This window comes from Chitinophaga flava, from assembly GCF_003308995.1.
GTDB lineage: Bacteria > Bacteroidota > Bacteroidia > Chitinophagales > Chitinophagaceae > Chitinophaga > Chitinophaga flava.
The window spans coordinates 1,295,558-1,310,501 of sequence record NZ_QFFJ01000001.1 but is presented as its reverse complement, the minus strand read 5'-3'; the positions used below and the strand labels follow the sequence as shown (position 1 = coordinate 1,310,501).

Annotated in this window: 14 protein-coding genes and 1 tRNA gene; 8 read left to right on the top strand and 7 right to left on the bottom strand. The window is 43.2% G+C overall.

Annotated elements, in window-relative coordinates:
• Positions 1 to 11: 11 nt before the first annotated feature.
• Positions 12 to 425, top strand: coding sequence for a hypothetical protein (locus tag DF182_RS05130; RefSeq protein WP_113614589.1), 414 nt, complete (start codon positions 12 to 14; stop codon positions 423 to 425).
• Positions 426 to 994: 569 nt separating this feature from the next.
• Here DF182_RS05130 and DF182_RS05125 read toward each other — a convergent pair.
• The 4 genes from DF182_RS05125 to DF182_RS05110 all read right to left on the bottom strand — a co-directional run bounded on the left by DF182_RS05125 (position 995) and on the right by DF182_RS05110 (position 4,542).
• Positions 995 to 1,264, bottom strand: a complete 270-nt coding sequence (locus DF182_RS05125; protein WP_113614588.1) for a hypothetical protein — start codon at positions 1,262 to 1,264, stop codon at positions 995 to 997.
• A gap of 319 nt (positions 1,265 to 1,583) precedes the next feature.
• Positions 1,584 to 1,667 (bottom strand) — tRNA-Leu (locus DF182_RS05120).
• Positions 1,668 to 1,723: 56 nt separating this feature from the next.
• Positions 1,724 to 3,694: a M1 family aminopeptidase gene (locus tag DF182_RS05115; protein WP_113614587.1), complete on the bottom strand. Its 1,971-nt coding sequence runs from the start codon at positions 3,692 to 3,694 to the stop codon at positions 1,724 to 1,726.
• A gap of 50 nt (positions 3,695 to 3,744) precedes the next feature.
• A complete protein-coding gene (locus tag DF182_RS05110; protein ID WP_113614586.1) occupies positions 3,745 to 4,542 on the bottom strand; it encodes a helix-turn-helix transcriptional regulator in 798 nt (265 codons plus the stop codon).
• A 312-nt stretch (positions 4,543 to 4,854) separates the two neighbouring features.
• On the opposite strand from DF182_RS05110, the gene DF182_RS05105 reads away from it, so the two are divergent.
• The 4 genes from DF182_RS05105 (at position 4,855) to DF182_RS05090 (ending at position 9,935) form a co-directional block, all read left to right on the top strand.
• Positions 4,855 to 6,096 (top strand): M57 family metalloprotease, encoded by a 1,242-nt coding sequence (locus DF182_RS05105; RefSeq protein WP_113614585.1) that lies wholly within the window; start codon positions 4,855 to 4,857, stop codon positions 6,094 to 6,096.
• Between the two features lie 130 nt (positions 6,097 to 6,226).
• Entirely contained in the window at positions 6,227 to 7,243 is a 1,017-nt protein-coding gene (locus tag DF182_RS05100; RefSeq protein ID WP_161964061.1) for a phosphotransferase enzyme family protein, read from the top strand.
• Between the two features lie 118 nt (positions 7,244 to 7,361).
• On the top strand, positions 7,362 to 8,438 hold the full coding sequence (locus tag DF182_RS05095) for a heparin lyase I family protein (RefSeq protein WP_113614583.1): 1,077 nt from the start codon (positions 7,362 to 7,364) through the stop codon (positions 8,436 to 8,438).
• 438 nt (positions 8,439 to 8,876) lie between these two features.
• Positions 8,877 to 9,935, top strand: a complete 1,059-nt coding sequence (locus tag DF182_RS05090; protein WP_113614582.1) for an MFS transporter — start codon at positions 8,877 to 8,879, stop codon at positions 9,933 to 9,935.
• On the opposite strand, the gene DF182_RS05085 is transcribed toward DF182_RS05090, so the two are convergent.
• Together DF182_RS05085 and DF182_RS05080 are read right to left on the bottom strand one after the other, a co-directional pair.
• A complete protein-coding gene (locus DF182_RS05085) occupies positions 9,932 to 10,336 on the bottom strand; it encodes a 5-fold beta-flower protein (RefSeq protein WP_113616778.1) in 405 nt (134 codons plus the stop codon). The genes DF182_RS05090 and DF182_RS05085 overlap by 4 nt on opposite strands.
• 128 nt (positions 10,337 to 10,464) lie before the next feature.
• Positions 10,465 to 10,911 (bottom strand): GNAT family N-acetyltransferase, encoded by a 447-nt coding sequence (locus tag DF182_RS05080; RefSeq protein WP_113614581.1) that lies wholly within the window; start codon positions 10,909 to 10,911, stop codon positions 10,465 to 10,467.
• A 91-nt stretch (positions 10,912 to 11,002) separates the two neighbouring features.
• Between DF182_RS05080 and pdxR the strand changes: the two genes are divergently transcribed.
• Positions 11,003 to 12,451 (top strand): MocR-like pyridoxine biosynthesis transcription factor PdxR, encoded by a 1,449-nt coding sequence (gene pdxR, locus DF182_RS05075; RefSeq protein ID WP_113614580.1) that lies wholly within the window; start codon positions 11,003 to 11,005, stop codon positions 12,449 to 12,451.
• 51 nt (positions 12,452 to 12,502) lie between these two features.
• Here the strand turns inward: pdxR and DF182_RS05070 are convergent, their stop codons facing one another.
• The gene (locus DF182_RS05070; protein WP_161964060.1) at positions 12,503 to 13,279 is read right to left on the bottom strand and encodes a sensor histidine kinase; all 777 of its coding nucleotides are present in this window, start codon (positions 13,277 to 13,279) and stop codon (positions 12,503 to 12,505) included.
• 619 nt (positions 13,280 to 13,898) lie between these two features.
• Between DF182_RS05070 and DF182_RS05065 the strand changes: the two genes are divergently transcribed.
• Positions 13,899 to 14,108, top strand: a complete 210-nt coding sequence (locus DF182_RS05065; protein WP_147243348.1) for a hypothetical protein — start codon at positions 13,899 to 13,901, stop codon at positions 14,106 to 14,108.
• A 254-nt stretch (positions 14,109 to 14,362) separates the two neighbouring features.
• Positions 14,363 to 14,899, top strand: coding sequence for an RNA polymerase sigma-70 factor (locus DF182_RS05060; RefSeq protein ID WP_161964059.1), 537 nt, complete (start codon positions 14,363 to 14,365; stop codon positions 14,897 to 14,899).
• Positions 14,900 to 14,944 lie beyond the last annotated feature (45 nt).

The window sequence follows — 14,944 nt, the reverse complement described above, 5'->3', positions numbered from 1 at the left end:
GAATAACAGTTATGAAGAGATTTTATAGATACATTATTTACAGACTTTACGAAAAGGCTTTAAAGAAGCGGTCTTCTGTACCGGTAATGGATACCATTACGCCTCTGGCAGGATTACATATGTTAATGTTCTTTGTGCTTGCTGAGCTGTTCTACACGTTTGTGATGCATGCAACCTCGCCTTTAATGGAACATATGAGTTTGCTGATAGTTTTTGTAATTATTGACCTGTGGGTGCATTACAAGTTATTCTACGATAAGAATAAATGGAACAACATTATGGAGGAGTTTAAGAACGAAAGCCCGGAGGAAAGGAGAAAAGGAGGATGGTGTGTGGCCGGGTATCTTATTGGTGGTTCCCTGTTGTGTTTGGGGTTGTTTATCATTATCGTGTCGATAGGTACTAAGCTACATTTGACACCTTAAAATAAGAGATTTCTTTCGTAAGAATTTACTTTTGATTTTTTAGTTTATAAAGATGCTGTCTCCGTTGCTGGTAAAAGCAGGGAGACAGCATCTTTCTTTTAGCTGTATGAATCATTCGGGAGCACAATAAAATAATGAGAAAGCATAAAGAATAATAGTTATGAAGAGATTTGTAGATACATTATTTACAGCCTTTACGACAAGGCTTTAAAGAAGCCTCCTTTTACTCCGGTGATGGATACCATTACACCGTTGGCAATATTGCATATATTTATGTTCTTTGTGGTTGCTGAGCTGTTCTGTACGTTTGTGCTGCATGCTTCTTCGCCTATATTGGAATCGGTGGTTGTCTGTTGTTTTTTGTGTTGTTTGTCATTATTGTGTTTGTGGGCGTTGAGTTACATTTGAGACCTTAAGATAAGAGGTCTCTTTCGTAAGAATTTACTTTTGATTTTTAGTTTATAAAGATGCTGTTATATCCACTGGAGAAATGAATTTCGTATCCAGAAACAACCTGAACTGATTCAGGCTATTATGTAGATACCTATTGCCATCCCGTCTATGGATATTTACGTATTCCTCGTAGTAATCAAGAAAGTTCTCCTTAAACTTATGGGGGGAATGTAGGCGGTGCCTACAGATTGTTGCTCAATGATAGCCTGGCTTTTCTTTACTTCCAGTAACGCTAAAGCCTGTTTGTTGTGATTCTTTTGTGTCTGATCTTTGGGCATCGTATATACGAAGATACCTGTTGCAGGGCGCTGACCTTTGCCACGTCCAAAGTCATAATAGTAATAGGTTTTATCTCCTTTTGTGTTCTTTCGCTTCAATAGATTCATACTGCACGATGTTTAAAGGTGAAACCATTGGCACTAATAGTATGCCGTGTCAGTAAGGATTTGAAGCCATTTGCAAAATGGTGGGAAAGCGGGCCAAAGTGAAAGAAAGAATTTTTTTCGTACACAGGCAGCCGTTGTGTCATGCTGCCCAAACGTAGGACTGGCTGGCAGCTTAGGAAAGAGGAAATAATTTTCGTGTGTCATGTCGTGTGTCAATTATGTGTCGCCAATAGTGGGCAAAAGCGGATAAAAGCGTACAAAAACGACATTGACACAAAAAAAAATAGGTTGTAAGTCAAATACTTACAACCTTTTCTAGTGCCCAGAACTGGATTCGAACCAGCACACCCTTGCAGGCGCTGCGACCTGAACACAGTGCGTCTACCAATTTCGCCATCTGGGCAACTGATTTTGTGTTTCAGGGCTGCAAAGATAAGCAGCTGTTTCAAATTTCAAAATTTATTTTTTGAGCAGCATCGTTTTTGCTTCCATACCATCTGCTTTCTGATTGGCTTCATCGGCGGTAATAGCATTGTTGCAGGCCCATTGTAACAGGGCGGTATCATTCTTTGCTGCTGCCAGCTGCGCGATGCGATAGTAGGTATAAGCCAGTAATTCCGGCGCACGGGAGGCACTTTGCAGTGCATGCTGATAGTAGGCGAGTGCTTCGTCTGGTTTGTTTTGTGCGGCGGTGATACGGCCCAGCTGATAATACAGGGAGAACTCCACTCCGTAGTGATCTCCGGGAATACCTGCTTGCAGGTAGGATTTGGCCAGTGCCATGGCTTCGTCCGGTTTTTGTTGTATCCGCAGATTTAATACCTGTATTACTTTGGACTGGGCGATGGCGATAGGTGTTAAGGAATCGTCCCAGTGGAGGACTTTAAAGTAGGGGTCTATCTGTACTGCTGTTACAGGGCCGTTTACGGGCAGTTGTAATTGAGTGGTGCGTTCCTGGATAGTGATATGTTGCAGCGTGGTGGCACCATTGTTATAGGTGATCAATACTTCCAGCGGCAACCGATAAACACTGTCTTTTTGGGTGAGTGTGAGTTGCAGCGTATTGTTTTGCTGTTGCCAGCTGCTTTGCCATGCAGGGGCTCCGGTACGCTCAAACCATTGCTGGTAGAACCATTCCAGGCTGCTGCCGTAGGCGGCGGATATCTCCTGCAAAAAATTCTTCCAGGTAAGACCATCATGATTATACTTGTCTCCAATATTTCGCAGGGCTTTATGAAATACCTGTTTGCCTGTGATATTGGATAATAACTCCAGTGCCAGAAAACCTTTGCTGTCTCCAAGGATATGGCCATTACTGCCGGTGAGGGCAACCAGCGGTTCATCATTGCCGGCAGCTGCATTTTTGAGGTAACCAAGTCCGCTCTGGTCCCGGAGGTAACCGGGATAGCCTGTCTTCCGGTAGTCTATCGCATGTGTACTGTCAAAATGTTGTACTACCTGTAAAGAACCATACTGGGCCATGCCTTCAGAGAGGAGGTCGGCTCCTGCGTTGCCTTTGGAAAGGATTTTATTTCCCCACCACTGGTGGCCTATTTCATGGCCAAAGAGTGCATAGTTAAATTCCCGGAGTGCTCCGGTAGGCATCACTACGCCACCCAGGATACTGGCGCCGCCGATACCGGTTAGCTCAGATACCTTTTCCGGAAATTCAATAATAGAGAAATTGGGAATGGCAAGTGGTCCAAATTCGGAAGTGAGGTAATCCAGTACGGATGCGGCTTTGCGGGAGATGTCACTGCCATTGATTGTTTTACTCAGACAATAAGTATAGAAGGGGAGCCGGCCCTGATATTCTTGCCGGGTATAATTTCCGATGTAGAGGGAGAAGATATCAGGTTGGGCATAATGGAATTCGAAGCTTTGTGTAAGGGGAGCTGTTGTTGTTTTAAATGTGCTGGCGGCCATGACAGGCATCAGATGGCGTGGGGTGGTTACACGGAACGTGCCGGTGCCACGGGTATAATTATCCGTACCATCTTCTGCACGGGACATCACCTGTGGGTACCATGCGGAGCCATAACCCCCGGCCATACAGAAACTACTGTCGAGATAGAACTGAAAGGAGGGGGCATCGCCCCGGTCATAAGCATAGCTGAAATATAATGAGGTGCCGGTACGCAGCGGATGTTTAAACCGCCAATGATAGGCGATATCGCCGGAAGCGTTAGTGCTGGTATACATAGTGGCGGGAATATCGCGCAGCTGCAACTGTGTGGTGCCTTTTCCTTTGCTGATAACAATGGTAACAGAATCGGCGGAAGCAGCATTGGTTTCAAAGGTAAGACTCCCTTGTACGGCAAAGCTCTTTTTCTCCGGATCTACCTGTACCTGCAGCTGATAGTCGAGCTTTTGCTGAGCAGCAAGTAATCCCGATGAAAGCAGGCATACAAGGATAATAAGTCGGCGCATACTTTTTTTTACAAAGTAACAGCGGTGCATCTGAAAAAAATAGTATCAGATTAACTATTCATCTGCCGCCTGAATTGATGAGGGGTGCAATGGTAATAATGCCGGAATGCCCTGATCAGATGGGATGTATCGGAGAAGCCCGAAGACAGGGCAATATCCGTTACCGGCAACCGGGTAGTAAAAAGCATGGCTATCGCTTTTCTTACCCTCATTTTCAACTGATAACCACCAACGGTCATCCCTTCTTTTTCCTTGAAGGCCCGCGCCAGATAGATGGGATGTACGAATACCCTGTCTGCAATGGATTTGATACTATGATGCGTGTCGAATTCATTTTCCAGAATAGTTTTGGCCTGAGAGAGCCAGGGTAAACGAGAAGGTATTTTAATCTCCATCACCTCCGACAGCCAGCTCAGGATATATTCTTCCGGTAAAGTGGTGGAGGGATCATGTAAAAAAGCATATAACAACCGGTACAGATAATTAAAAGTACCAGCTTTGTAAATCATCAGTGTTGAGGGAAGACTGCCTTTCAGCATTAGTTCCTGTAATCCTGGTTGCTTAAATTCCACGTTAAGGCACCTGCCGGGCTGTTCCCGGAAATGGTTGGCATGGGTGTATCCGGAAGGTCTGAATAATATCTCTCCGGGGAGGATGGCATTTTCTGTATGCCTGCTCACTTCATTATAACCTCCATTGATCAGCAGGCTGAGATAGGCATTTTCGTGATAATGTGCATGGATAAGCGTATTCGGCTGATAGGCCGTAATATTCATTTTGAAGAAGGCATTCTCATTATACTGTTGTTCCTTACCAAAGTAATGACCAGGTGAAAGGATGATACTCATAAGTGTGCCGGTATAATAACAACCGGGGAATAAATTTACTTTTTATAGCAGAGATGACCAATAGGGAAGTTTTGTCTGTGTTTTATCGCTATAAGATCTTTAAATATTATGCTGAAAAATATGTTTGTTAAGATGGATATATTTAGAAAGAAGAGAATATTTTAATGATGGAAGAGATTATATTCGTTTTCCCGATTATTGAAGTATTGACCTATAGTTTTGTAGTCCCGAAAAATAGCATCATGCCAGTTTATCTAAGAATGTAATCCCTGACTCAGGTTAAATTTTAACCCTCAAAATTATTTATCATCCATGAAAATTAAATGGCAAAATCTATTGCAGGTAGCCCTGTGTACTATTAGCATGCTGGTGGCTGTATCCTGTAAAAAAGAGAGCAATGAACCCCCCGTAACACCAAATACAGATTATCTGTCGGTGATTAAACAGATGGGGTTTAACACGAATGGAGTTATCCGTACTAAAGACGGTTATATTGTAGAAGGAGATATCTTTATTGCTGATTCACTTTTGTCCGGAAATGGTTCCCCTGTTCTTCCCGGCAAACCCAAAACAGAGCAATACCGTACGACTTCTGTACTTAGCATTAATGGCACCCGCACCGTAACAATTTCTGTGTCTGGCCTATCTTATTTCTATGTGGCAGGAGTGGACGAGGCTATCAGCCGTTATAATGCGTTAGGGCTGAAATTAAATTTCCAACGGATCAGTAGCGGTGGGGAAATCGTGGTGTCCGGTGGTACACTTCCAGCCAATGTTTATGCCCGAACGCCTTTTTTTCCCAGTGCTGCAGGCGATCCGGGGAATTCAATCATTGTTGACGAAGCTAACTTCATTACTAACGGTGTCGGTCCTACGCAGGAAGCCATCACCAGCATTATTGCCCATGAGATAGGGCATGCGATAGGTTTCCGGCATACGGATTATTATGATAGAAATTACAGCTGTGGCTACAGCACCTACGAGCCAGGCGCCGATAATATCCCAGGCACACCCACCTATGCCACTGCCGATAGCTGGATGCTGGCCTGTATAGGTAACCAGACAAACAGACCGTTTACGCCTACCGATAAAGCGGCTTTAAATTCACTGTATGGTAATAATTTTTTTAATGGCCGCTATATTATCCGGAATGTAAACAGTTATCAATTCCTGGCAATAGGAGGAGCCGCTACTTACAATGGCGCAGGTGCTTGTCAGTGGCCTTATACAGCAGGGCAGGAGCAAAAATGGCATATTGTGGGTCTCGGAGGTAATGTATATCATGTGATCAATGTGAACAGCCAGCAGTACCTGGCGGTACGCGCAGGGTCACAGACACCGGGAGCGGATGTGTTACAGTGGCCGGCAACAAATGGAGCAGAACAGGAATGGACCATCACACAAAATACAGATGGCAGTTATAATATCATCAACCGGAACAGCGGCCAGGCCCTGGCCATAGGAGGGGGGTCAATGTCTAACGGAGCGACTGCCTGTCAATGGTGGGCTGTAGGTACCGCTGAGCAGCGCTGGGAGATATTTGGCACTTTCTGATCCGGCACTTCATTATTGCTGATTAAGCTGGCATGATGCAATCGGGAAAAATACTAAGTATCTGATGCCACAACTAATCGTGATAATTAAAGGCTTGTCTATCCATGTAGGATTATATTACCTTTATCACATGAAAACTGTTTTCCCTGCAACTTATTCTACGCTCTGTCCTATTGCACTCTCCTCGCTCATCTCAGAAAAATACGAACTGGGAACAGTTCAATGTAAATTCCTGGTCCGGGGTGTAGGTGATACTTATCTGGTTGAAACCTCCGGGGTCCGTTATATATTGCGGGCGTACCGTTCTTCCCATCGGAATATCCCACAAATAAAAGAAGAAGTAGATTTGCTGCTGGCATTGAAGCAGGCCCATGTTTCGGTGTCCTATCCGATTCCAGCTGTTTCAGGAGAAACAATCCTGAAGATTGATGCCGCTGAAGGAGAGAGATACCTGGTGTTGTTCAGCTATGCGCCGGGACAAGTAGTCAGATCACTGAATGAAAACCAGCTTAGGGTCCTGGGCCATGAAATGGGACGCTTTCATCAGGTAGGATCAACGATCACGCCGGGAAAAGAAAGGTGGAGCTTTGATCTGGAGACAACCCTTTTCAAGCCACTGGAAAAGCTGAGACCTGCCTTTTCGGAGGATCCTGAAGGATACGCCTGGCTGGAACAAACAGCCAGACAGGTAGAGGAAAAATTATCGCAGTTAAATACAGCCGGATTCTCAAAAGGTTGTTGCCATTTCGACTTCCTCCCCAAAAACTTTCATTTTAAAGATGATGCAGTAACCTTTTTTGACTTTGATTTTATGGGTTATGGCTGGCAGGTAAATGATATCATGACCTTTTGGCTACACCTTATCCTGGATGTATATCACGGAAGGATGACGCAGAAAGCGGCAGATGAAGACTATGCCATTTTTTTGAATGCATATCGTGAATATCGTCCTATCACTGAGCAGGAGCTGGCTGTAGTACCTTATCTTTCCATCGGGTTCTGGCTTTTTTATATGGGCTTCCATACTACCCATGATCAATTCTATACTTTTAGTCAACCATCAATTTTGAAATCATATACTGGCCTATTAAGGCATATTGTAGCAACTTATTGGGAGAAGGAGGAGAATTTGCAGGATTTGATGTAAGGGCCACATGTAAAGTTTGGATGAATCCAGTACCTGTTTCTGCGAAGATGCTATCTGTTTGGTCATGACCGGAATTGTATATTAGGTATATCTAAATAACCTCTAATAAATTCCCCACATGAAAACACCTCAGGCAATTGCCACCCTCTTCTTTGCCAGCAGTACACTGTTCACCCTCACCCATTGTACAAAAAACATGAATGCCCTTCCCGGTAAAAGTACCGTTACCACAAACGGTGCTACTACTGCGACTGTAAATGTGCAGTCCCTTCTATTTGATGGCGACGCAGCGTTGGGCTCCTCTAACGTATGGAAAGTGCTTAATATTGAAGGAACAGGCACTATCTCCGTAGATACAGATCCCGTTTACGGACAGGTATGGAAATTTTACAAACCCGCCGGCAGCCACCGTACAGAAGGCCACGGCGCCAAAAACTACCAGGCAGCGGAAGGCGACGATATCTACATCGGATGGCGATCTAAACTGGACATACCAGCCACACAGAACACCAATGCGGTATTCCAGTGGAAAGCATATGGCTCCACACAGCCTATGACACAAAATTTTCCGATCGTAGTAAGTACTTCCAGCAGCGGCACCCTTCATCTTATGCATTACGCACCTGGTAAAATAGGTACCGAAGTATGGGTGACACCACTGTTCCGCAATACCTGGAATACCATGGTACTGCACCTGAAAGTATCCAGAGATGCCAGCATCGGGTTCATAGAATTTTGGTACAATGGTGTTAAACAAACACTCGTTAACGGTACCCAGCGTTATCCGGCCCGTACACTGGATGCCGATTATTGTGATCCCAAATTCGGCGTGTATGGCGGCGATCCCAGTGATATCACCAACTATGTACATGGTATCAAAATAGCTTCCACCTATGCAGAAGCTGCACCAACCGGCGGCAACAATAATCTGCTGACAACCATGTACCAGAACTGCAGCTATACCGGATGGTCTGCTTCTTTCGGTATTGGCAGCTATACAACAGCTGATATTACCGCCAAAGGCGGTATCGACAACGATGCTTCCTCACTTAAAATACCCGCAGGATTAAAAGTAACCCTGTATGACGGCGACAACTTCACCGGTGACTCACTGGTACTCACAGCCGATGGTAGCTGCCTGAAGAACAATAACTTTAATGATAAAGTGTCTTCTATGAAAGTAGAAGCAAACTGATATTATAAGAGAGCAGTCGTTTCCAGGAATGGAAACGACTGCTCTCTTATCCTTTTCTTTTTCTGAAAAACCGGCCAATGCTGTAGGCCAGGCTCATCGTGATACACAAAGGACATACCCCGAACCTAAAAAATAAGGCAGCAACCTTTCTATACCAGGGCAGGTTTGCCGGGATAACCGGACAGCTTACCCCATCCTTTTCAAACGATTCCATATTAAATCGGGTTTTGTTATCCCAAAAAATAATAGAGACATAAGGCTGTCAATACTACCGAGATGCTGCAAAGAATAAGTTTTGTTCTTCCTGACATGATCCATTGTTTAAAGGGTGAATTTGAATATTAATACCAGCCGGTAAAAATTATCACCCATTAAAAAGAAACGAATTTCAAAATCGTGCTAACTTAGCAGCGTAAAAAATCCCTTCCCTGCATTCCTATGAAACAACTGTCTTCTTTGGTCGAATATGGATTTCGGCGTGTCTGTATAACGTTTGCTGCTATTATCTGCATTGTACTGTCGGTAATGAATTATTCAGTCGTCAATCCGGCGTTTTCTGAGATGAAAGCGAATCTGGGCATATCTTCTGACCAGCTAATCTGGGTAGTGGCAGCTTATTCTTTTGGTAACTTAGTTATTATGGCGCTTAGTAACTGGCTTTCCGGGCTGTTGGGCAGAAGGGATTATCTTGTTATAACGATTATACTTTTTACGGTTGGTTCTTTTTTCTGTGGGAATGCCACTGATATCCGGGAGCTGGCAATTTTCCGTTTTCTGCAGGGACTCGGTGGCGGCGGTATGCTGGTGTTGTCTCATACTATGATTACCGAAAGCTGGCCTGTCGAAAAACGGGCGACCTCACAGGTGTTTGTGATGCTTGGTATGCTTGCTGGTGGAGCGTTGGCGCAACCTTTCGGAGGTTACACAGCAGACAATTACTCCTGGCCGTATATCTTTTTTGCCAATATTCCGGTGGGTATAATTGCAGGTGTGCTGGTATTAATTTTTGTGAGAAACGGATCGTATGAAAAGAGAACAACAGGAATGTTGCAACATTCCCATGTACGTACTGGTCTTGTATTATCTTTCATTACAGCCTTGGGTGTAGCCGGGTCCTCTGTTACCATGGCATCATTAGCTGGTGCACCAGCGTCCGCAAATCCGCTGTGGTCCATTATCGCGCTCCCGATTGTGGTGCTTCCTGCAACTGCATTCCTGATAGAAAAGGCCCAGGGGCTGAAGTACATGATGATAATAATAGGTCTGCTACTGTTGACTGTCTGCTGTTTTATATCATACCGACATATATCCGTAGATACGTTCCCGTTATGGCTGGTCCGTGGCGTGGCTGTTGCCGCTTTATCCTTGTCAGTATGCACTTTGACGCTTTCAAAACTGGAAGGTAAACAGGTAGGGCAGGGCGTATTACTTTATAACATTACACAACAGCTCGGCGGAACTATTGGCATTGCACTATTTTCTATCCTGGTAGCTTAGAAATCGAAAAAGAAGAAAATTAATGCAGCCCACTCTTTTTTGATACCGGTGGCAGATCCCAGGTTGCTGTGGTTCCTGTCCTGGACGGTGCCATCTTTTTTGATGTACCCTATTATACTGTAATTGCGATCTTGTATGGTGCCGTCTTTTTTTACATAACCAATGGTAGAATAGTTGGCATCTTCTATTTGTTCATCTCTTATATACCCGATGTTTGTGTACTTGGCATTCTCTATGGTGCCATTGCTTTTAATATAAGCCACCGTATTGGAAAGCCTGTCTTTAATGACACCATCACTGCTTACCGTAAACCGGGTAGTGCCAGTGGTGGATTTAACAGTTTGTGCTTTTACGAGTCCGCCGCAAAGCAGGAGGCCAATTGCGATGATTAACTTTTTCATGTGCATAGGGATTAATGATAGTTACACTGCCAAGGTAGGGTATTTTATGAGTTGTTACACCAGGATAACTATACAGGCTATATCCAGCGTAACTAAAAGTTACACTGGATATGAATAGCACCGCTCTTTTATTTCCACCAATGATAATAGTTATGTAGCCCATCGTATTCAAATCCACAACGAGGATACAGCTTGTTACCGATGGTATTTGTTTTTTCTGTTTCCAGCATCAGACCACAAGCACCTGTTTCTTCACACCATTGTTTGCTGCGGTCAATTAGTGCTACAGATAGTCCAGTCCCTCTGTAGTCAGGATGAACGAACAAATCACTCAGCAGCCATTGCTTTTGTAATTTAGTATAGTGGAATAATTTGTAGAGCTGTACAAAACCAACAGCCTTCCCATTTACAATAGCCAGGAAGATATCCGATTCGCTGTTTAAAAACCGCTCTTTCAGGAAAGCTTTTCCTTTTTCTACGTCTGATTCCTGACGATAAAATACGCGGTAGAGATTGAATAACTCAGCTGTCTCGTCCAGGTCTTCCAGGCTTGCTTTTTTAATCTTGTAGTCCATGTGTAAATATTACTTTTGGTTTGTTTACGCAAAAATACCGCGGAGATGGACTACCTTTATGATCCAGATTTTAATTGTTAGGTAGTCCAGAATGTTGCCATTTGAACATATTATCATAATTGACAAAGAAAATAAAGTCCCTGTTTATAAGCAGATCGCTTTTTCGATTACGAAGGCCATTCAGAACGGCACATTAAAGGCCGGTGCTCATCTGCCTGGCAGTCGCGAATTAGCGAAATCTCTTGGTGTCCATCGTAAAACAGTGATGGCGGCCTATGATGAATTGAGCGCACAGGACTGGATCGTGATTATCCCCAGGAAATATATTTCTGTAGCTGAACGAATTCCCGTGCTTAAACCTCAGAAGTGGAGTGCGGCACCCTCCGCGTTGCCATACCAGCACGACTTTCGTATTGGGTTCAGGACAGTAGACAATGGCGTTGAGAAAACAAACACCACATCGAAGCCGGAGATAATAATTGATGATGGTTGCCCGGATGTTAGGCTGTCGCCAATCGATGCTTTGTTGAGAACCTACCGCTCCTATACTTCTTTCAAGTATGCTATTAAAGATGCAAATACCAGTACAGAACAGGGGACTGTTAAACTAAGGGAAGAGCTGGCCCATTATCTTTCTGAAACAAGAGGGCTGAATATTGCTGCCAGCAATCTTTTGATAACACATGGTGCACAGATGGGGATTTTTGTTGCTGCCCGGCTTCTTTTGGGGCCTGGTTCCAATGTTGTGGTTGGTAAACCCAATTACCCTTCTGCCAGTAGCGCATTTGAAGAAACAGGCGCTCAACTCATAGCAGTAAGCATCGATGAACATGGGATTGATGTAGACGAAATTGAAGCGGTTTGTAAGAAAAAAAAGGTTACTGCCGTATATGTAATTCCGCACCATCATTATCCGACGACTGTAACACTTAGCGCAGAAAGAAGGGTGAAATTATTAAAACTCTCCATCCAATTTTCATTTGCCATCATTGAAGATGATTATGACTATGATTATCATTATACGGCATCTCCCTATTTGCCCTTGGCTAGCTGCGAACATGATGGAAATGTAATTTATATAGGTTCTTTTTCCAAGATGCTGGAGCCCTCACTACGTATAGGCTTTATGGTGGCCCCGGAGAATTTTATTATGCAGTGTGTTGCGTTGAGAAAAATAATTGATGTTGGAGGCGATGGTTATATGCAAAATGCGTTGGCTGCTCTGATCAAAAGCGGAGAACTAAAACGCCATGTAAAAAAAGCGAAAAAATGTTATCGTCAACGCCGGGATTCTCTGGATGCTTTATTGAGAGATAAGTTAGGCAAATATATCTCGTATACATTACCGTCAGGTGGGATGGCAATTTGGGTGAAATTAAATCCGGAATTTTCAGTAACTCGATTGGTGTCACATCCTAAGCTGAAAATTTACCGGGTTGATATTGAACATAATGCTTTTCGCTTTGGATTTGCTTCAATGAATGAAAAAGAGCTGGAGCAGGCAGTGGCATTTTTGTATGAGATGTTTTCCGGGTTTTAATTTTTTATCAGCCGCTGAAGATCTTCCGCATTTAATGATTCATGGGTAGTATCATTTCTCTTCAAAATTTAATAATGGTACTATTACCTTAAATGTTTTTCCATCGATTTCGATTCTGGGCTCCCTATCAGACAATAGTTTGTACCGGTTTTTGATGTTGATTAGCCCGGTGCGGGAGGACCATACGTTTTTTTCCAACGGAATGATGTTATTCTCTACAATCAGCTCATTTTTATTATTTCCATAAATCCTGATCATCAGCGGATGGGTCTTTAGCATTTTGTTCTGTTTTTGAGCATTTTCAATCAGCAGCTGCAAAGTCATGGGTGGAACTTTTTGTGGTAACAGCTGTTTGTTGATATCTATGTCAAAGGAAATTCCCGAGCCTGCCCGATATGTAATAAGAAATATATAAGCATGGAGAAATTTTAGCTCTTCTTCCAGTTTGATCACGTCTTTGCTGGAATTGATCAGCGAATACCGGTATACTTTCGAAAAACTTGCAACATATTCATACCCCAGTTGCTGGTCTTTTAAAATAAGCTCAGACAAAGCACTCATGCTGTTCAATATAAAATGAGGATCAATTTGTAACTGCAGTATTTTTAGCGCTGCTTCAGCAGCAGCCTGCTTATGTTGAGCGTCGCTTATTCCGAGTGCAGCTGCGTCTCCCGTATTTTTTTTAAAGGTTATAATGAAATCGTTCATTGTATTCATGACGATAATAATGAGGGAGAACGTTGTATCTGCGATAATATGCCGGATAATAGTGCTATACTCTTTTTCGTAATAAACGCTGTATGGCCGGTAACCGATCAGATCAGACATATATTTGAAAATATGGATCAGCAAAAGGTTAAAAAGGAGAATGACTACAATTTGAACAATAGTTTGAATAAACAGCCTTTTGACAAGTGTTGCTGTCCACTTCATTCTTCTATTAAAATACCGGTCGATAAACAGCGCAATTTCAACCACTATCCACCAGATTATAAGGTGCATTGATAATTCAATCAGAATGGTATAGAAGGGATTGGGATAATACTTTATCCAGTTTCCGATATCGGGTATTAACAGGATAAAAAACAGGTTTGATAGTAAAGTCAGTGTTACTACCAGTATTGCCTTCTTATGTTTTTGGAGACTTGCCAGTACCAGATTGTTTCCCCCCATTTACAACTTGATTGTTTCGGATTTAAGAATTAGCAAAATTACTTTCGGGATGATGGGTAATGAGACTTTTTAAACTGAAGCTGCTATAATGGGGGCTGAAACGTTGAATTACGGATACCAAAACAAAACCCCACAGATTTGCGCAGGCCTTTAACAGAAGTTTAACAGCTCTATGCAAAAAACAGATAGGAAGATGCTTCAAACATATGTTTTACAGTCATACAACGGCGGTTATTTCCGCTGGATATTCACTCACTTGACTAAAAAAGTTTTTATGAAGTACAGGGTATTTTTTGCAGCCGTACTGGCAACAGCAGTGACAATGATTACAGCATCCGGAGCTATGGCACAGCATGCACCGTCAAAAGAACAACGTAAACAGGCCGTTGATACCACCCGGAAAGATGGCAGGCATTCGGTGGTTTCCACAGGGAAAAGCGGACCTAAAGCAGATACAGTTCGCAAGCCGGTCAAAAAGCACTAGTGTGACATCTGTATAAAAATAACCCGATATGGTTTTTGCACCACATGGTCTCCCGCAACAGCAGGAGGCCTTTTGTGCCTGGCAGATACGAGCGCTGCCAGAGATATTAAAAAATTAATGAAGAAACAGTAGGGGGATACCTATTGAATGACGTTTTTAGTGTACAAGAAACGGAGACCGCCGGGAACCTGCCAAGGTTAGCCCGATAAGTCACGTCAGAGGTACTGTATTATATTCTGAAAAATTTATTGCTTGTGCGTGAAGATGGTCTCTATAAACAGTTTCGGCTTGGATTCGAAAAATTTTATAACCCGCTTTGCATGTATGCTAACAGTTTCGTGAAGGAACGGAGCATATGTGAAGATATTGTACAGGAAGTGTTTGTCAGGATATGGGAGACACGAAAGGACCTGGTACAGTCCGATAGCCTGAGATTTTATCTTTTCACGGCTGTACGTAATAACTGTCTTACACATCTTAGCAGGGAACAAAGAATGACAGTATACAGCCTTTCCGAAATAGATCTGGAAGATGATGATACCGCCGATATTACACCTCCGGTTGATGAAACACTGAATTACCAGGCCTTATTGGGGCTGGGGATAGAACAACTTCCTCCTAAATGCAAAGAGGTATTTCTCCTGAGTCGTATGGGGGAGTTGAGTAATCAGCAGGTAGCGGATAGTCTGGGTATTTCCGTTAAAACGGTAAACAATCAGCTATGGAAAGCGCTGAAAATGCTCAGGACTTTTGTTAGAAATACGAGTATGGGACTATTATTTTTTTTATGAATGACATAGGAAGATAGAAGCGGATTTTGTTTTGTTAAGTAGGAG